General features: G+C 68.0%; 19 protein-coding genes. 5 read left to right on the plus strand and 14 right to left on the minus strand.

Translation table 11 applies throughout. The features are described 5' to 3' along the window. Window positions 1–29 precede the first annotated feature (29 nt). The gene (locus tag STRTUCAR8_RS33745) at window positions 30–932 is read right to left on the minus strand and encodes a hypothetical protein (protein WP_006380724.1); all 903 of its coding nucleotides are present in this window, start codon (window positions 930–932) and stop codon (window positions 30–32) included. Window positions 933–972: 40 nt separating this feature from the next. Next, the gene (locus STRTUCAR8_RS33750) at window positions 973–1,413 is read right to left on the minus strand and encodes an ATP-binding protein (protein WP_006380744.1); all 441 of its coding nucleotides are present in this window, start codon (window positions 1,411–1,413) and stop codon (window positions 973–975) included. 238 nt (window positions 1,414–1,651) lie between these two features. Here STRTUCAR8_RS33750 and STRTUCAR8_RS33755 point away from each other — a divergent pair, with 238 nt between their 5' ends. After that, window positions 1,652–2,503 carry a helix-turn-helix domain-containing protein gene (locus STRTUCAR8_RS33755; protein ID WP_044473358.1) on the plus strand — a complete coding sequence of 284 codons (852 nt, stop codon included), beginning with the start codon at window positions 1,652–1,654 and terminating at the stop codon, window positions 2,501–2,503. Between the two features lie 10 nt (window positions 2,504–2,513). Next, complete coding sequence (locus STRTUCAR8_RS33760; RefSeq protein WP_006380716.1) at window positions 2,514–2,717, plus strand: DUF397 domain-containing protein; 204 nt, start codon at window positions 2,514–2,516, stop codon at window positions 2,715–2,717. A gap of 125 nt (window positions 2,718–2,842) precedes the next feature. On the opposite strand, the gene STRTUCAR8_RS33765 is transcribed toward STRTUCAR8_RS33760, so the two are convergent. The 7 genes from STRTUCAR8_RS33765 to STRTUCAR8_RS33795 form a co-directional block, all read right to left on the minus strand. Further along, window positions 2,843–3,391 (minus strand): HEAT repeat domain-containing protein, encoded by a 549-nt coding sequence (locus STRTUCAR8_RS33765; protein WP_006380732.1) that lies wholly within the window; start codon window positions 3,389–3,391, stop codon window positions 2,843–2,845. A gap of 34 nt (window positions 3,392–3,425) precedes the next feature. Next, window positions 3,426–3,899 (minus strand): hypothetical protein, encoded by a 474-nt coding sequence (locus tag STRTUCAR8_RS33770; RefSeq protein WP_006380725.1) that lies wholly within the window; start codon window positions 3,897–3,899, stop codon window positions 3,426–3,428. A gap of 17 nt (window positions 3,900–3,916) precedes the next feature. Further along, window positions 3,917–4,381 (minus strand): hypothetical protein, encoded by a 465-nt coding sequence (locus tag STRTUCAR8_RS33775; protein WP_006380746.1) that lies wholly within the window; start codon window positions 4,379–4,381, stop codon window positions 3,917–3,919. Window positions 4,382–4,410: 29 nt separating this feature from the next. Further along, a complete protein-coding gene (locus STRTUCAR8_RS33780; protein WP_052350932.1) occupies window positions 4,411–9,033 on the minus strand; it encodes a DUF6531 domain-containing protein in 4,623 nt (1,540 codons plus the stop codon). 322 nt (window positions 9,034–9,355) lie between these two features. Continuing rightward, complete coding sequence (locus STRTUCAR8_RS33785) at window positions 9,356–10,024, minus strand: hypothetical protein (protein ID WP_143666573.1); 669 nt, start codon at window positions 10,022–10,024, stop codon at window positions 9,356–9,358. After that, window positions 10,017–10,673, minus strand: coding sequence for a hypothetical protein (locus STRTUCAR8_RS33790; protein ID WP_006380738.1), 657 nt, complete (start codon window positions 10,671–10,673; stop codon window positions 10,017–10,019). The genes STRTUCAR8_RS33785 and STRTUCAR8_RS33790 overlap by 8 nt, the downstream gene beginning before the upstream one ends. A 76-nt stretch (window positions 10,674–10,749) precedes the next feature. Then, window positions 10,750–11,844 (minus strand): medium chain dehydrogenase/reductase family protein, encoded by a 1,095-nt coding sequence (locus STRTUCAR8_RS33795; protein ID WP_006380761.1) that lies wholly within the window; start codon window positions 11,842–11,844, stop codon window positions 10,750–10,752. A gap of 259 nt (window positions 11,845–12,103) precedes the next feature. Between STRTUCAR8_RS33795 and STRTUCAR8_RS33800 the strand changes: the two genes are divergently transcribed. Beyond that, window positions 12,104–12,811 carry a TetR/AcrR family transcriptional regulator gene (locus tag STRTUCAR8_RS33800; RefSeq protein ID WP_006380699.1) on the plus strand — a complete coding sequence of 236 codons (708 nt, stop codon included), beginning with the start codon at window positions 12,104–12,106 and terminating at the stop codon, window positions 12,809–12,811. A 50-nt stretch (window positions 12,812–12,861) separates the two neighbouring features. On the opposite strand, the gene STRTUCAR8_RS33805 is transcribed toward STRTUCAR8_RS33800, so the two are convergent. Further along, window positions 12,862–13,509: a hypothetical protein gene (locus STRTUCAR8_RS33805; RefSeq protein WP_006380702.1), complete on the minus strand. Its 648-nt coding sequence runs from the start codon at window positions 13,507–13,509 to the stop codon at window positions 12,862–12,864. A gap of 145 nt (window positions 13,510–13,654) precedes the next feature. Between STRTUCAR8_RS33805 and STRTUCAR8_RS33810 the strand changes: the two genes are divergently transcribed. After that, a complete protein-coding gene (locus tag STRTUCAR8_RS33810; RefSeq protein WP_006380723.1) occupies window positions 13,655–13,987 on the plus strand; it encodes a hypothetical protein in 333 nt (110 codons plus the stop codon). A gap of 91 nt (window positions 13,988–14,078) precedes the next feature. On the opposite strand, the gene STRTUCAR8_RS33815 is transcribed toward STRTUCAR8_RS33810, so the two are convergent. Genes STRTUCAR8_RS33815 through STRTUCAR8_RS33825 form a run of 3 tightly spaced genes read right to left on the minus strand, consistent with a single transcriptional unit; the run spans window position 14,079 to window position 15,384 of the window. Next, window positions 14,079–14,552 (minus strand): pilus assembly protein TadG-related protein, encoded by a 474-nt coding sequence (locus STRTUCAR8_RS33815; RefSeq protein ID WP_006380721.1) that lies wholly within the window; start codon window positions 14,550–14,552, stop codon window positions 14,079–14,081. Between the two features lie 14 nt (window positions 14,553–14,566). After that, window positions 14,567–15,004: a TadE/TadG family type IV pilus assembly protein gene (locus STRTUCAR8_RS33820; protein WP_006380722.1), complete on the minus strand. Its 438-nt coding sequence runs from the start codon at window positions 15,002–15,004 to the stop codon at window positions 14,567–14,569. Then, window positions 15,004–15,384 (minus strand): TadE family protein, encoded by a 381-nt coding sequence (locus tag STRTUCAR8_RS33825; RefSeq protein ID WP_006380739.1) that lies wholly within the window; start codon window positions 15,382–15,384, stop codon window positions 15,004–15,006. The genes STRTUCAR8_RS33820 and STRTUCAR8_RS33825 overlap by 1 nt, the downstream gene beginning before the upstream one ends. On the opposite strand from STRTUCAR8_RS33825, the gene STRTUCAR8_RS53575 reads away from it, so the two are divergent. Beyond that, complete coding sequence (locus STRTUCAR8_RS53575) at window positions 15,383–15,583, plus strand: hypothetical protein (RefSeq protein WP_006380712.1); 201 nt, start codon at window positions 15,383–15,385, stop codon at window positions 15,581–15,583. The two genes, STRTUCAR8_RS33825 and STRTUCAR8_RS53575, sit on opposite strands and share 2 nt — an antisense overlap. Window positions 15,584–15,604: 21 nt before the next feature. Here STRTUCAR8_RS53575 and STRTUCAR8_RS33830 read toward each other — a convergent pair whose 3' ends face one another. Further along, window positions 15,605–15,856, minus strand: coding sequence for a hypothetical protein (locus STRTUCAR8_RS33830; protein WP_006380748.1), 252 nt, complete (start codon window positions 15,854–15,856; stop codon window positions 15,605–15,607). Window positions 15,857–15,874: the final 18 nt, after the last annotated feature.

Below are 15,874 nucleotides of genomic sequence, written 5' to 3' on the forward strand. Positions count from 1 at the left end.
GCGGACCCCGTTCCGGCGGCCGGAGCGAATCACACCGCGCCGCTGGCGAACAGATCCTCCGCGGTCGTCGCACCGACCGCCCGCTGGGCCCAGATTTCGAGCTGGTCCAGGTCCGAGCACGCCTCCACCCGGTCGCGCACGGAGTCCGGAACCGAGATGCCGCGCCAGTCGAGGATCCGGAGGACCATCGATGCGCGTTCCTTCTCGATGCCCTCTTCCCGGCCCTCTTCCCGGCCCTCTTCGCGGACCTTCTCGGCGACCTCGTGCCGGAAGAAGTAGTTGACCGGCATCATCAGTTCCTTCCAGATCTGCTTGGCCTGGGCATCACCCAGACATGACTCGACGAACTGCGCGAGCATCCCCGCGCCTTCGGTGTCGGTGGTCTCCAGGGCTGCCGCCAGCGGTTTCAGTATGGCAGCGGCACCCGGGCCTTTACCATGCGTCATCGCCGAGAACGCCGCGAGGAACACATCCCGTTTGGCCTCGGCCTCATCGGCGATGAGCGGCACGTTCTCCGGGCTCAGCACAAGCGGTCGTACGGTGAGCGAGTGCCAGCCGGGCAGGCCCAGGCGGATCGGCCGGGCCGCCCAGCGGGCCGTGGACCTGCTCTGGGTCAGGACGATCAGCACCGGCTCCCAGCGGTATTTCGCGTACAGGTAGCTGAGGTAGTACGCCCAGCTGCTCCGCTTCTCCTTGTCCTGCTCTCCCTGTGACTCGACGACCAGGAGGTACGTACCCTCGTCCGTCTCGGCCCTCAGCAACGTGTCCACGCGTCGCTCGACCGGCTCGATCTCCGTCAGGTCCGCGTTCAGGACCGCGAACTCACGCGGCTCGGGAATGGGAATGCGCAGCACACGCTGAAGGGTGCGCGTGAAACCCGCCGGATCCTTCTGGCAGATCCGGTGCAGGCCTTCGTGCGGCGAGCTGACCATCCGCTCTCCTTTCCATCTTCTGTTCGGTTCGATCAACGAGTTACGCCGCGACGAGGTCACCCCATACGTACTTGCCTCGCCGGCCATCCCTGCTCAGCGGCTGCCAGCCCCACAGATCGGCGCACGAACCGGCCAGAGCCAGGCCGCGCCCCTCCTCCATGTGGGTGAGCTGCGCCAACACCTCTACCGAGGGCGGCGGTGCGGGCGGTTCGGGATCGGCGTCCCACGCTCCGCCGCGCAGGGTGCCGTCCCGCATACGCAGGCGCAGGGCGACGGGGCCCTTCGTATGCCGTACGGCGTTGCTGACCAGCTCCGTCGCGAGGAGTTCGGCGACGTCGGCGAGGCGGATCAGCCCGTGCATCGTGAGGACCAGCCGGACGGTGCGGCGGCAGACGGTGACGGCGCGGAGGTCGTGCGGGATGTGGAGGACGTACTCCCAGGGGGCGTTCTCGGCGAGGGCGATTCCTTCGGATTCGGGCATGCCATGACTCCGTTGGTGGGGAGGGCAGTTGGCTGATCGCTGGGGGGGGGGCGGGCGGAGGCTGTGCCGCAGCCCTCGTGGCAGGACGGAGTGGTGCGCTTCCGGGGGCCCGTTGGTTCCACAGCGTGTGCGTCGCAGCACTGACGGTAGGGCAATAATTTCTGCCCATGCAACCCTTTGCCGTAGCCTGACACCCGAACGGGGCATTTCTTCGCGGCTGTTGGAATTGGGAGAGTGCGTGGCACCAAGGAGCCACCCCACCGCACGACAGGTGCGTCTGGGGACGGAACTGCGCAGGCTGCGCGAGGCCGCCGGGTTGAAAGCCCGTGAAGTGGCAGAGTTCCTCAACTCGACGTCAGCCCAGATAAGCCAGATGGAAGCCGGCATCGCGGGCGTCAGCGCGGACCGCATCCGCCAGCTGGCGGCCCACTACGGCTGCACGGACACCGCGTTGATCGACGCCCTGACGGGAATGACGGGCGACCGCGCGCGTGGCTGGTGGGACAAGTACCGAGGAGTTCTGCCCCAGGTGAACCTGGACGTGGCAGAGGCCGAGCACCACGCGACCTTCCTGCGCGAGATCGTCATCACGCAGGTTCCCGGGCTCCTCCAGACCCCGGACTACGCCCGCGCGGTCTTCGGGTACATGCGCCCGGAGCTACCGGAGAGCGAGTTGACGCCTCGGGTCGAACACCGCATGAGGCGCCGCACTGTCGTACAGGGAGACGCCCCGACCCCGTACGAGACGATCGTCCACGAGTTCGCACTGCGCATCCGGGTGGCCAACCGCCAGGTCTCCCGAGCTCAACTCGGGCAGATCCTGGACCAGATCGAGCAGGGGCACGTCACCGTGCGCGTCATCCCCACCGACCAGGACGGCTTCGGTGGCGCCGGCGCCTCGATGATGTACATGGGCGGGCGGGTACCCCAACTCGACACCGGGTTCCGGGACGGTGCAGCCGACACCGCGTTCATCGACGTAGAGCCGCAACTGAGCACGCTCCGAACACTTTTCCGTAAGGTGGAGGGGGCAACGCTGGATCCCACGGCGTCCCGGGAATTCATCCACCGGTTGTCCAAGGAACTGTGAGGCGCGTCCCATGACCCAGTCCCTGAACTGGCGGAAATCCAGCTTCTCCGGCGGCGCCGAGGGCAACACCTGCGTGGAGATAGCCGACTTGCGCACCCGGGTCGCCATACGCGACTCCAAGGACCCGGCCCACGGCTCACTCACCTTCCCGGCGCGGGCCTTCACCGCCTTCGTCGAGGTGTTCAAGGCGGACACCGACCACCTGACCACCTGACCTCATGCCCTGCGAGGCTTGGGCCAGCTGCCCTGCGGGCGGTTTCGTTTCTGATCCAGGATCGACGCGCGGCACCGAATCCTCCTCCGATGACCAGCTTCCCCTGCGCCAAGTGACACAGCCCTCTACCCGCCGAGCACCTCGTCCTCGTCGAACCCGAGCTCATCCTCGATGCCCAGCTGTTCCGCCGCGTGCCACCTCAGCCGAGCAGGCCATGCGCTCGGCTCGCTCGTGGCGATGTCCTTCAGGAACCGGTTCGCCTCAGGAGTGCCTATTTCTCCGAGCGATTCGATTCCCTTGACGCACAGGGCGTACGTGGGCCCGTCGGAGTCCTTCCGCCCCCGCACGAGGGAACTGATCGCCTCCACCGCCTCGGAGGCCCGCAGTTCACCGAGCATGTCGACCAGGTCCTCCGCGTTCACGCCCGGTTCGCCTGAGGCGAGCACCGACACGAGGATCGGTGCAAGCCCTTCCGGATGCAGGTGTACCGCCACTCCCGCGAGCCGTTCGAACCTCCGCCAGTCGCCGTCGCCGGACAGGTTGCGGAGCCAGTCGAGAATTCGGGTGCGCGACTCGGGCACCGCCGCCGCCACTTCAGCGGCCCTTTCCCGGCCCACGTACCCACGGCCGGTGACGACGCCGTCCGCACGCACCCTCAGTACGTCGTCAGGCACTGCGTCATCTGGCGCGGCTCTTGGACCCGCCCGCTCAGGAACGGCGTGCACGCAGCGCCCGCCAGGCGTCCTCAGCCGCGTACATGGACTCCAGCCGCCAGGTCTCCAGCTTGTCCTGCACCTTTGACACGACCGTCCACCACTTGAGCCACATTGGCAGCTGCCGGAACGGCGCGTAGTCGAGGGTGTCGTCGATGGCGTTCCCGGCGATGCTCTTGCGGCCGGGGCCCTCCGCCCGCAGCGCAGCGTACAGCTCGGGGGTCAACGCGCCGTTGAGTCGGGCCACGACACCCGCCGCAGTGAACGCGAACCCCCGCTGGTCGATGTCCGGCAACTGCATCGCCCTGATGATGCGCGGCGAGGCCTCGGACAACGAGCAGTTGAAGGCCAGCCCGATCGCGGCGGACCCCAGTGAGCCCTCACCCCGTACATGCGCCGCGTCCCACTCGGCGGGATCGTCGAAACGCAACAGGCCCTCGTCGCCGCCCCAGTTCCACCCTGACACCATTTTCGCCTCTCCCAAGGTCAACTACGTCGACGCAGGGCACGCCAGGCATCGTCGACCAATCCTGTGGACCGCAACCACCAGCCCTCCAGCTTGTCACGCACAGTCACAAGCATCCAACGCCGCTTGAACCACCACGGCAGCTTCCGGAACGGTACGTACCCCAGCGTGTCTCTGATGGGGTGTTCGGCGATACCGCCAGGTCCCTCGGCCCGCAGAGCCGCATACAGCTCCTGGGTCAACTCCCCATTGAGCCGGGCCGCGTGACCGGCCGCGGTGAACGCGAACCCTCGCTGGCCGACGTCCGGCAGTCGCATTGCCCTGGCAATCCGCGGCGAAGCCTTCTCCAGCGAACACTGAAATGCCAACCCGATCACCGCCGTACCGAGATGATCCTCGCCACGCTCGAACGCGGCATCCCATTCCTCTGGGTCGTCGAGTCCAAGCAAGCCCTCGCCGGTCTTCCAATCCCACTCGGACGCCATGGCGAATCCTCCTCTCGTCTGTTCCTCTGTCACCCGTCGCACGGCGGCGGGAGCACACGCTGCTTCTTGATGTTGTTGATCATTCCCGCCTTTTTCAGCTTGTTCAGATCGCCTTCCGTGACACTCTTCGACGGGTAAGAACCCTGCACATGGCCGTGGTAGATCTCCTTGATGATATTGCCGTCCTTGTCTGTGAAGTACTTATGTCGATCAAGAACCACGATCTCGTTATTGACGTGATCCACACCGATTCTCCGGAAAGCGGCCGGGTTGTTCGGGTCACCCAGGGGAATGGACCGATCCAACGCAGCCTGGCCATTGGTCGGCGCACGGCTGACCTCGCCCTTGGCGGAGGAGCTGCTGCCTGAACCGTGCTTCGTGTACTCCGAGTCATCGTAGATACGGACCGGATCGGTGCTGTCCCCCTCAAGCCCGAGCGGGTCGGTCCAGCGCAAGGGGTTGTCGACATACCTGCGGTGGTTGGGCGACGGGGCCAGACCCAGCGGGTCCGGGGACAGGAAACTCGCGGTGTCCGGGTCGTAGTAACGGGCCAGGTTGTAGTGCAGACCCGTTTCCGGGTCGCGGTACTGGCCCGGGAAGGACAGTGGGCACAGGCCGCCGCCGTCGCCGGCCAGCGGCCTTCCCCACAGGCCGGTGGCGGATCGCCAGGCGATCTCGCCGTCCTCCCCGACGAGTTCGCTGGGGGTGCCGACCAGGTCGGTGACGATCGCGTAGAACTGCCTGCTGACCTCGTCCGGGTCCGCGGTACGCCACCGGCTGCGCATCTGGGCCGCCGCACGGTGGGTGCCCGGCTCCCAGTCCCAGGTGTCGGTCTCCGTCAGGCCGTCCCGGAGCGCCTGCTGCTCCGCGAGGTTGGCACCGTCCCAGCTGAAGAGGATCTCCTCGACGACCGAACCGTCCTCGTTCAGGCGCGACTTGGCGGTGCGTCGGCCGAGCACGTCATAGCGGTAACGCCACACGCCGCTGCCCGGCGTCCCGGCCGTGGTGAGCCTGTCCTCGGCGTCCCAGGTGTATGTCCAGATACGGCGAAGACCGGACAGGGTCCGCCGGATCACGCGGACCACACGCCCCTGGGCGTCGTGTTCGTACGTGCTGCGGCCGGCCGCGCTGACCTTCGTCCCGGAGTGCCGCGCCGGGCCCTGCGTGTCCTGCCCGCCGGGGGCCGGGTGCTCGGCGGCGGTGAGGTTGCCGAGGTCGTCGTAGGCGTAGGTCTCGGTCCAGGTCCGGGCCGACACCCGGGTTACGCGGCCCGCGCGGTCGAGGTCGAACGTGCGGGTGCCGGCCAGGAGGTCCGTGACCCCGGTCAGAAATCCGTCCGCGCGGTAGGCGTAGGAACGGGACTGCCGCACGGCCGCGCTGTCGCCGCCGGTGCGCGCCCGCACGACCTGTCCGACGAGACGGTGCCCCGCGTCCCACGATTGCGTCAGCGTGGCCTCGGCGCCCAGGCCGCGAGAGGTTTCCCGGCCGGCCGCGTCGTACGCGAAGGTCAGCTCGCCGCCGTCGGTGACCAGCGAGGCGGGCAGGCCCGCGGCGTCGTACGACCAGTGCGAGGTGGCGCCGGAGGGCGTGGTCCGCAGCACCCGCCTGCCCAGCGGGTCGTATGTGCTGGTGACGGTCCGGTCGTCGACGGTCTCGGCGACGATCCGGCCGACCACGTCGTAACCGTAGGCGACGCTGCCGAGGGGCCCCGCAGCCTCCAGAAGGCGTCCGGCCGGGTCGTAGCGCAGCGAAGTGACCGTGCCGTCGTTGGTGCGCGAGGTCACCACCCGGCCCGCGGCGTCGCGGGTCACCCGCACCGTCTGGCCGGTACCGTTGGTTCGCTCGATCTGGCGTCCTGTCGGGTCGCAGAGATAGGTGAGAGTACGGCCCTCGAAGTCCGTCTCGCCGATCAGGGTGCCCGCCGCGTCGTAGCGGTAACTCCACTCGTCGCCGTGCGGGTTGAGCACGCCCGTGAGCCGCAGTTCGGAGTCGTGCCTGAAGCGGTAGCGGGTGCCGTCCGGGTCGGTCCTGGCACTGGGCAGGTCGAACGCGCCGTACTCGAACTGGGTGGTGAACCCACCCGCGTCGCGGTGCTCGGTGAGGTTGCCCTCCGCGTCGTACGACCAGGATTCCCGCCCACCGTCGGCGCGCTCCCGCCACAGCAGCAGACCCTCGGGGTTCCAGCCCTGGCGGACGGTCCCGCCGACCGCGTCGCGGATCTCCACGACACGGCCGAACGCGTCTCTGCGCACGGTGACGACGCTGCCGCGCGGATCGACGACACGGACCGGGAGACCGGCCCCGTCGTTGTCATACCTGATGGTGTTGCCGAGCGCGTCGGTCTCGGCGATCCGGTACCCGCGCTCGTCATAGCCGTACGAGCTCACTGCGCCCAGCGGATCGGTGCTGGTCAGCAGGTTGCCCCGGTCGTCGTAGGCGGCCTCCCAACGTGCCCCGTCGGCCTCAGTGATCGCGACGGGGAAGGCGCCGTCCGCGTACTCGACATCAACGCTGGTGCCGTCCGGCCGGTCCATGCGCAGCGGCTGACCGTACGCGTCGAGGGTGAAGCGGGTCGTGCGGCCCAACTCGTCGGTGCGGGACAGCAGATGCCCGCGGGCGTCGTGCTCGGTATGTACTGCGAAGCCCAACGGGTCAACGACACGGATGAGATGAAGCCGCTCGTCGTAGTGGTGCTCGGTGCGGTGGCCAAGACTGTCGGTCATCGTCGTCGTCCGCAGTACGTCGTCGTATGCGAACTGCGCGGACATCGCACCGTCCTGGCCGATGCCGTACGCCACCCGATCGGTGTCGTCGTCGTACCCGTATCGGTACCAGCGGTCGTTCCGGTCCGTCCAGGACGTGATGCGGCCGAGCTCGTCGTACTCCAGCCGGTAGGGGCGGCCTGCGGAGTCGGCTATTTCGGTGAGATGCCGATGAGGGCCGTCATAGGAGTACGTGCGCAGGGGTGCGCCAGGCCGATCGGCTGACTCCGACAGACGTAGGGCCGTGATACGTCCGTCCTCGGTGTCCACGGTGAGGTGGTAACCGCCGGAGTGACGGACCGCGACGGGCGCGCCGGCGGCAGTCCGTTGGAAGTCGATGCGGTCGCCACCCTGGTCGGTGACCGCGCGCAGTGGGAGCACGACGCCTGTTCCGCTGTCGGCGTCGGGAGACTCCGGCCCGAGTGCGGGGCCGTAGTGCCGGGTCAGCCCAGTGAGCGGATCGCTGATCGTGACATTTCCACCGGGGGTTCCGTCCCACGTCAGCGGGTTTCGCGGCCCTTGACTCGGCATCACCGAGCTGCCGGGCTCGGGCACGGGATAGACCTGGAGCATGCCGTCCGCACTCGCGCAGACGGCTCCTTCGCCGTCGAGTTCGAGGCGCTCGTCGAAGGTCGACATCCACGCCGGACCGAACCAGCGCCCGGAACGGAAACTCGAAACGTGGTGACGCTCGATCACCAAGGGCAGCAGGCCTGGCAGACGGATGTCCGTGTGCGACATCAGCATCTCGCCGGTGATCATGTCAACGGGGTCGCCGCCCTTGCAGCGCCCCTTCATCGGCTTGCCCGCCTTGAGCTCGTCGCCCGCTCCCGAGCGCAGTCCCTTGAAGAGGTCCTTCATGCGCGTGGCGTTCTTGCCCAGCCCCTTGACCCCCATGGCCATGCCCTTGAGGCCGGTCTTGCCGAACACCTTCATTCCCTTGGCGAGGCCTCCGAGGGTGGTCAGCCCCTTCATCCCCGGTATGCAGTCCAGAGCGGCGAAGCCCACGTCCCACAGGGACGCCTGCCCCTTGGAATACTTGTAGAGCGTGTCCGCAAGGACGACGAGAGCCGCGATCAGCACGATCGCGCCCAGGATCGGCCCCCCGATGATCATCGCGACGATACCGACCACAGTCACGACGATCTTGCACACGGCGACGATGGTGTCCCAGTTGTCGGTGAACCAGTCCCCGACCTCCTCCCACCAACTCCGGTTCTGAATACCGGCATCCGACGCCTCACCGATCCGCCGCTTCGCCTCCCCCGCCGCCTCCTCACGCATCTTCCGCGCGTCCTCGGCCATCTTCTTCGCCGCGTCGAGAGCGGACTGCGCACCGTTCACGTCCGACTGGGCGCTGCTCTGGGCGGTCTTGGCGTGCTGGGAGTCCCGGGTGGCGGCTCGGACCTTCGCCTCGTCCGGCTTCTCCGCCGCCTTACTTCCCGTCGGATCGTCCTTGTACTTGTCCGACTCCTTCGCCGCCCGCGTCACCCACGAATCAGCCGACGACAAACGGGACTTGGCCGACGCCAGATCCGCCTGCGCCTCCCGCCCCTTCACCAACGCCTTGTCCGCCAGCGCCTGCGCCCGCTCCAACTTCGGCCAGTAACCCACCAGCGCGTCACCGCACAGGTCGTACGACCTCTTCAACTTCTTCAAGTTCTTCGGCACATCCGAGAACTCGTCCTGGAACACCTCAGCGGTCTTACCCGCCCACTCCAACGTCTCGTTCTCCGACGCCATCCCCTTGATCAGGCGCAACGCATCAGCAACGTCGTCGGCGAACTCGTGCAACCGCCCGGCCAGCTGACGCACCCGGTCCGGATCACCCGGCGTCGGGTCCTTGTCCAGATCCAGCACATGCCAGTCCGCCGGCCGATACCCCGCCATCCCGCAACCCCCGTCACGCCAACACCCTCAACAACAGTCGTACGCACACGCGAACCTACAAGGAACGGCCGTTCGACGTGAAGGCGACGGGCCACTGAAGCGGAGCGTCGGAGTGATCGCGCCGAAGATGTCAGGCAGCTACGACGAGGTCATCACGGCCTGCAAACGGGCCGTAAGCCCGACTTGTCCCCACGTCCCGCCACAGGGCATCCAGTTGGTCGCATCCGCTACGCCCCCTGCCTTTCGGCGCCCCCCTGATAGCTCATTCTCCGCCGCACACACGCCCGGTCCAACCTGGGGGAAACCAACCGCCGCCCTTGGCTCAGGCCCCCACGAGCAACGTCTCCAGTAGTTGGTCATACGCCCGGTACCCTGCTTTTCCGCTCTCCGGTGCGTCCGACTCGGGGCGAAGGATGCCCGGCAGATGAGCGACTCGCCACATTCTGAAGACGCCCGCCGGGGCGCTCCCGCCCGTCGCATCCGCCAAGTCCGCCGCGATCCCGATGATTTCGGCTACCTTGGCCGCCCCCTGCCGTGTCTCCGTTCCGGCTGCGATGGCAGCCGTGAGCAACGCCTGCAAGAAGTAAGCAAGTTGCAGGTCCGCAGCCATACGGCACATCCGGCGGACCACCGGAGGATCGTCAAGTCCTTCGAGAGGCTGCGGAACTCCCGTGATTCCCGCGGACCACAGGAGCAGGGATGCCGCAGGGACATCATGGGCGCGGAAGCGGCCCAGTTCGTCGACGATCTCCATGGCCGATTCCCTGAATTGACAGACCGCGCGGATGCCCTCAAGTAGGCGCCGTACGTCGTCTTGTCTGGTCGCCAGGAAATCTCCCACCGAGACATCAGCGAGTTTCCAGGTGCCCGTGGAGTTCACCGCACCGACCTCCACCACACCCCCGAGCGGCCCGAACACCGCGCGCGCGAGCCTTGCTTCCGACAGAGCGGTGGCCTTCTCGGACATGTCGTTCAGCCGCATTTCACGCATCTCGCGTTCGTCTCGGCTTGCGAGGCTTGGCCCAGTTGCCCTGGGGGCGGATTCGGTCCCGGGTCAGGAGCGCCGCGTCGAACTCGGCTTTGCTTGTCACCGGCCGGAGTCGAGGTTCGAGGACGGCCTCCGTCGATCGCCACGGGACGGCTGAGGCCCACCCGACCATGGGCATGGTCTCGTCGAAGCGGGGGCCGAACTGGGCGGTGATGAGGGCCGGCATCCGGTGGTCGAGGCCTCGCACGTGCTCGGTGAACGCCTCTGGGAGCAGGACGTGGTGCGTTTCCACGTAGTGCGGGAAGTCCTTGCGCCAGAGCCAGGTGCCGTCGGTGACCGGCGATGAGCAGCCCAGGGAGTGGCGGTGCATGCTTCCGGTGAGGACGTCGTGGCCCGCTTCCATGACGTCGATGAGCACATGACCGGCGTCCAGGTAGGCCACGATGTCGGCCTCGTCGGGCTCGCCGAGAGGCTGGACGGCGTCGTGGATCGATCCGTTCGGCTGGTTCCGGCCGGGACGGTCGTCGAGGTCGAGGTCGAGGTCGCGGTCGGGGCCGGAATCGGGGTCGGGGTCGAACTCGTCGTAGAAGCCCAGTAGTCCCAGCGGTCCCAGTAGTCCCAGCGGTCCCGGCGGTCCCAGCGGTCCCAGCACCGGATCTCCTTCGAGGACGAGCCTCCCGCTCTTCTGCGGCAGCCGGCCACGTCACAGCGTAGGCCCAGCCGCCACCTCAGGGAACGAGGATGATCTTGCCGACGGCGGGGCGGTTGGAGGACTCCGCCAACTGCATGGCCTCGGCAGCCTCGGTCAGTGGGAAGCGGGCGGCGATCTTCGCGGTGAGTACGCCGTCACGGAGCAGGCCGAAGACGTGGGTGAGGTCGGTGCGCATCCGGGCCCGGAACGCCTCGCGCTTGCCCGAGTCCGGCTTGCCGGCGCCTGCCCAGACGTCGTAGAAGCTCGCGTGTCTGCCGGTGGGCAGGTAGTTCCAGAACGCCAGCTTGGCCAGCAGCGGCAGGAAGTCGAGCAGTACGGGGCGGGTGTCGTCGAGGGCTGCCGCGATGCTGTACGAGACCAGGGTGCCGGTGGGGTTGAGCAGCCGGTAGGAGAGGCTGACGCTCGCGCCGCCGAGGTGGTCGAACACGGCGTCCACGCCGTCGGGAGCCAGTTCCCGGACGCGGGCGGCCAGGTCGGAGTCCCGGTAGTCGATCGGCTCCACGCCCAGGTTGCGCAGCGCCTCGTGGTGACGGAGGCCGGCCGTGCCGATCACGCGGGCGCCTGCGTCCCTGGCGAGCTGCACGAGGACCGAGCCGACACCGCCGGCGGCGCCCGTGATGAGCACGGTCTGCCCTGCCCGTACCTTCGCGGTGCGGTGCAGCATCTGGTAGGCGGTCAGGCCGTTGACGATCAGCGTCTCCGCGTCGTCGGGGTGGATTCCGTCGGGTACCTCCACCAGGTCGGCGGCGGGCAGCAGGGCTGCCGTGGTCCAGCCGCCGGTCTTGGTCAGGGCGGCGACCCGGCGGCCGAGCAGGGCGGGGTCCACTCCGGGTCCGACGGCCTCGACGACACCGACGAGGTCGTAGCCGGGCACGAACGGGAAGGCGGGCTGGCCGTAGTAGCGGCCCCGGCGCATCGCGCTCTCGGCGAAGGACACGGCGGTCGATTCGACGCGAACCAGCGCCTGACCGGCGACGGGCGCCGGCAGCTCGCGCTGGACCAGTCGCAGACCGGACGGCGCGACCTTGCCCGGCAGCACCACCTCGGTGGCGGTCACGGTGGTCTCGGGGGCGGTCACGGTGGTCTCGGGGGCTGCGTTCGTCTCGGACATGGTCGACTCCTCGTAGACTCTGCGACTGTTCGTCACTCAGTTAATGACCGTAACTCTGCACCTGCATATCAGGTAGCGTCAAGTCGTAACCAGCGGCGAGTGCGCGCCCCGCCCTAATCGAACAGAAACCGCCCCCGCCGTGAGCGACGTCGAAGACGGTCACAAAGCCCAGGTCAGGGCGGTTTCTCGAGTCAGTCGTTACGGATCGTTGCGCACTGGCAGCAGCGGAGAAACTCTTACGATCCGTTACGATGCGACGATGACTAACACTCCGCAGACCGTGGGCAGGCGCGAGCGGCTACGGGCCCAGACGCTCCAGGAGATCGAGGACGTGTCCTTCGCGATCATCGACGCGGACGGCGTACAGGCGCTGTCGATCGCGGCGCTGGCCCGGAGCATGGCGATGTCCGCGCCGGCGGTCTACCGCTACTTCCCGTCGCGGGACGCGCTGGTGGCGCACCTGGTGACCCTGTCCTATCAGCAGCTCGCCGCAGCGATGAGCCAGGCCGTGGAGGGCAGCAGGAAGGCGCCGCGCACGCGGGTACGGCTGGTGGTCACCGCGTACCGCGACTGGGCGCTGCGATACCGGCGGCGCTACGGGATGCTGTTCGGCGAGCGGGCCGGGGATCTGCCCGACGAGGTCACCACGCAGACCCCGCTGGATCAGGCGATGGCGTTCCTCATCGACCTGCTGGTGGCCGTCCAGGACACCGCGCCGGCCGACAGCACCAGCGGCGACCGCACGCTGGACGGGCAGTTGCGGCGCTGGGCCCGTTCGCAGGGGCGGCCGGACGTCACACCGGGCGTGGCCCTCGCCGCCAACCTGATCTGGACGCGGGTCCACGGCATCGTGAGCCTCGAACTCACCGGCGTGTTCGCCAACCAGGCGGTCGAGGCACAGCGCCTGATCGACCTGGAGATCGACAACGCCATCCAGTCACTGCGGCCGACCGGCGCCGGCTCCTGACGGACTCGGCGTGCTGAATCCGCGTACCGAATCCGCCGGCGCGGAAGGGGCTAGCCGACGAACCGGAACGTCGACGTGATCGCGTCGAAGATGTCGAAGAAGGACTCCGCCAGGTCCAGCACCTGGCTGCTGCCCGCCACCAGCGCGACCTTGCCCTCCTGGCCCGGCACCGGGATGAACGTCTGCGTCAGCACGGCCCGGATGGTGCGGCCGAGTTCGTCGCCCGGTACGGCGATGTCCTCGATGCCGTACGTCCGCGCCGCCGGGCCGACACCGGGGATGTCGACGGTCGTGACCTTGCGCCAGGAGTCGCCCTCCCGCTTCGCCTCCTTGACCGCCAACTGGGCAGCGATGGCCGCCGGGTCGGTCGAGAGGGGCGTACCGTCCTGCGTACGGCCGCCGACCATCGAGACGGTCACCGAGCCGGTGATCGGGGTGTCACCGCCGAAGCTCTCCGCCATGCAACCGCAGTACAGCGCGCCCGACTTCCACGCGTCGGCCGCCGCTTTCTGGAGGAACGTGGTGTACGTGTCGCGGTACTGGGCCAACTCCGGTCGCTGTCGCAGCCGTTCGTCGACCATGCGCCGAATGGAGTCGTCCCGTGACTCGGGGCGTACGTCGAACTCCCACCACGACTCGGGCACCTTGATCCGGAACCCACCCCGCTCGACCGTCTGCGCTTCGCTGTAGCGGGCCATGTCCTCACTCCACCCCGTTCACTTGTTCACCCGAGCACTCGTTCGCCCACACTGGCATCGTTCCGTTGTACGGTGCCGATCAGACGTCGATCGGGACGCCGATCGGACCTCGACAGACTACGAGGCGCTCCAGGGGGTTTCACACATGGGCAAGGGCAAATCCGACCTCACGCTGCCGCTGAGCGAGCTGGAGGACTACGGCAGCCGGCTGCGCTCCATCAAGACCCGGCTGAACCACACCAAGAAGCTCTTCGAGTCCTACAAGGACGACATCGGCGACGGCAGCGTTAACGACGCGCTGGAGGACTTCGAGTCCAACTGGGAGGACGGCCGCGAGGACATCACCCAGCAGCTCGACGCCCTCGCCGACATGTCGGACGCCGTCGTACGCGAGTTCAAGAAGCTGGACGACGAACTGGCCAAGCAGGTCAACGAGAAGATGAAGGTCCAGGACACGAGAGGCAACGGCGCCAAGTGAGCCTGAGCCCCGCGTCCGTCGGACCCCTCGTCTGTTGAGCCCCACGCCCGTTGAGCCTTACGCCCGTTGAGCCTTACGCCCGTTGGGCCCCTCACCCCACCTCGTTCTCCGCCACCGCCTCGCCCCGAACCGTCACGTCCCCGCCGTAGAACAGCCCCGTGAACACCGGCGAGTACGTCAACTGGACCTCGACCTGCACCTCGTTGGCGTCCGCCGCCACGCAGTGGGACGCCGCCGTGTCCGCCGCGGACATGTCCATCTCCTGGGCGAAGGCCTTCACGCGGGCGTCGCAGTTCTGGAAGTTGATGGGGGCGCCGACCGCCGCGTTGCCGTAGAGGGCGTCGAGGTCTATGTCCTGGGCGGCATAGCGCGCCGCCTGTTCAGCGATGTCCGCCGCCCGTTCCCGCTTCGAGATGGACATACCGCCGTCGATCACGAAGGCGGAGAGGGAGATGAAGAGGAGGGCGAAGATGATCACGGCACCGGCGCCCGAGCCTCTGTCGTCCAGACGGTCCGCCAGGCGGGCCCAGCGACGCTCGGACCAGTCGCGTACGGCAGAGGGCACCCTCGGTCTCAGCGTCACACTGTCCTCCGGAACGGGTCCAGCGGTGAGCTGAATGTCGCCGTCAGAGTCGTCGGGATGTCCAGGCCGAGCATCGCCAGGCCTCGAACCTCGCAACTCACCTGGACCGAGAAAATGGTGTCGGGCTCGAATCCGGCGCTGGTCTGGGTCACCGTGACCGGGCCGGAGCAGACGTCCGTGAGGTCGGCCTCCGCCGCCCTCCTGGCCTCCGCGATCGCCGTCGCGTGATCCTTCTGGATCGATCCGGCCCGAGCCGCGTCCCGCGCGGCTCCGTCGAGCGCCCCGCGTCCGTCGACCAGTTGCCCGAAGGCGACCAGCACCAGAATGAACATGATCATGACCGGAGCGAGGATCACCACCTCGACGGTGGACAGGCCCCGGTCACCCAGGTCCCACCTGTTCCACCGGGCCCGCAGGGCAGAGAAGTAATCCATCAGTTCACCCCGTCCCGCACAAACCGCTCCACCGGCCCCACCGACTGCGCGTGCACGGTCAGATCGAACCCGGGGAACACTGTGGGAACCCGGGCCGTGATCTCCACGCCCACCGTGTTCTGCTCCGGCTGGAGCATCGTCACGTTCGGCGCCAGGACCAGACTCGGGCCCAACTGCTGGATGTAGCTGTCGACCACGTCCTGCGCCTCGCCCCGCCACGTGCCCGGCTGGTCGTGCGCCATGGCACGGGCCTTGCGGGCGCCGGCCTGGGCAGCCGCCTGGGCCACGTGGTCCGCGAAGAAGTACAGCGCGAACTGCACGGTCGCGAAGATCATGAAGAAGAGTACGGGCGTCAGCAGCACGAACTCGATCGCGGTCATGCCGGAGTCGGACGTTCGGGAGCCGGACGTACGGGAGCCGGACGTACGGGAGTTGCCTGCACGTGGGCCGGACGCCCCGGGGCCCGACATCCCGGAGTCACCGAAGGCGGACGCCGACTTACGTGCGGCCTCCACCCTGCGGCGTACCCATCTGCCTGCACCACCCACGAGCAACAACCCCGTCAACTCGACCCCGTAGACCCCGTTTTCGTACGTGCGATCAGCAGGTGCCGCTCGCCTTGGCGCCCTTGATGCAGTCACCGACCTTGTTGGCGCCGTCGCTCAGCGCGGTGTTGATGATCGCAGCGACCACGCCGACGATCGCCACGACGACCGCGGAGATGATGACCCACTCGACCGCCGACGCACCGCGGTCCAGTTCGCCGGAGCGAGCGCGCTGCACGCGGCTCTGCAGGAAGGTGACCAGGAAGTCCATCGCCGGGATCCCGGTGTGGAAGTTCCGTCCATTCATGGCGAGTTGTCCTCTCAA

This window comes from Streptomyces turgidiscabies Car8, from assembly GCF_000331005.1.
GTDB lineage: Bacteria > Actinomycetota > Actinomycetes > Streptomycetales > Streptomycetaceae > Streptomyces > Streptomyces turgidiscabies.

Coding starts and splice junctions, on each gene's coding strand:
- STRTUCAR8_RS33745 (WP_006380724.1), bottom strand. CDS start 932: ATGGTCAGCTCGCCGCACGAAGGCCTGCACCGGATCTGCCAGAAGGAT.
- STRTUCAR8_RS33750 (WP_006380744.1), bottom strand. CDS start 1,413: ATGCCCGAATCCGAAGGAATCGCCCTCGCCGAGAACGCCCCCTGGGAG.
- STRTUCAR8_RS33760 (WP_006380716.1), top strand. CDS start 2,514: ATGACCCAGTCCCTGAACTGGCGGAAATCCAGCTTCTCCGGCGGCGCC.
- STRTUCAR8_RS33770 (WP_006380725.1), bottom strand. CDS start 3,899: ATGGTGTCAGGGTGGAACTGGGGCGGCGACGAGGGCCTGTTGCGTTTC.
- STRTUCAR8_RS33775 (WP_006380746.1), bottom strand. CDS start 4,381: ATGGCGTCCGAGTGGGATTGGAAGACCGGCGAGGGCTTGCTTGGACTC.
- STRTUCAR8_RS33780 (WP_052350932.1), bottom strand. CDS start 9,033: ATGGCGGGGTATCGGCCGGCGGACTGGCATGTGCTGGATCTGGACAAG.
- STRTUCAR8_RS33785 (WP_143666573.1), bottom strand. CDS start 10,024: ATGCGTGAAATGCGGCTGAACGACATGTCCGAGAAGGCCACCGCTCTG.
- STRTUCAR8_RS33795 (WP_006380761.1), bottom strand. CDS start 11,844: ATGTCCGAGACGAACGCAGCCCCCGAGACCACCGTGACCGCCCCCGAG.
- STRTUCAR8_RS33800 (WP_006380699.1), top strand. CDS start 12,104: ATGACTAACACTCCGCAGACCGTGGGCAGGCGCGAGCGGCTACGGGCC.
- STRTUCAR8_RS33805 (WP_006380702.1), bottom strand. CDS start 13,509: ATGGCCCGCTACAGCGAAGCGCAGACGGTCGAGCGGGGTGGGTTCCGG.
- STRTUCAR8_RS33810 (WP_006380723.1), top strand. CDS start 13,655: ATGGGCAAGGGCAAATCCGACCTCACGCTGCCGCTGAGCGAGCTGGAG.
- STRTUCAR8_RS33820 (WP_006380722.1), bottom strand. CDS start 15,004: ATGGATTACTTCTCTGCCCTGCGGGCCCGGTGGAACAGGTGGGACCTG.
- STRTUCAR8_RS53575 (WP_006380712.1), top strand. CDS start 15,383: ATGCCGGAGTCGGACGTTCGGGAGCCGGACGTACGGGAGCCGGACGTA.
- STRTUCAR8_RS33825 (WP_006380739.1), bottom strand. CDS start 15,384: ATGACCGCGATCGAGTTCGTGCTGCTGACGCCCGTACTCTTCTTCATG.
- STRTUCAR8_RS33830 (WP_006380748.1), bottom strand. CDS start 15,856: ATGAATGGACGGAACTTCCACACCGGGATCCCGGCGATGGACTTCCTG.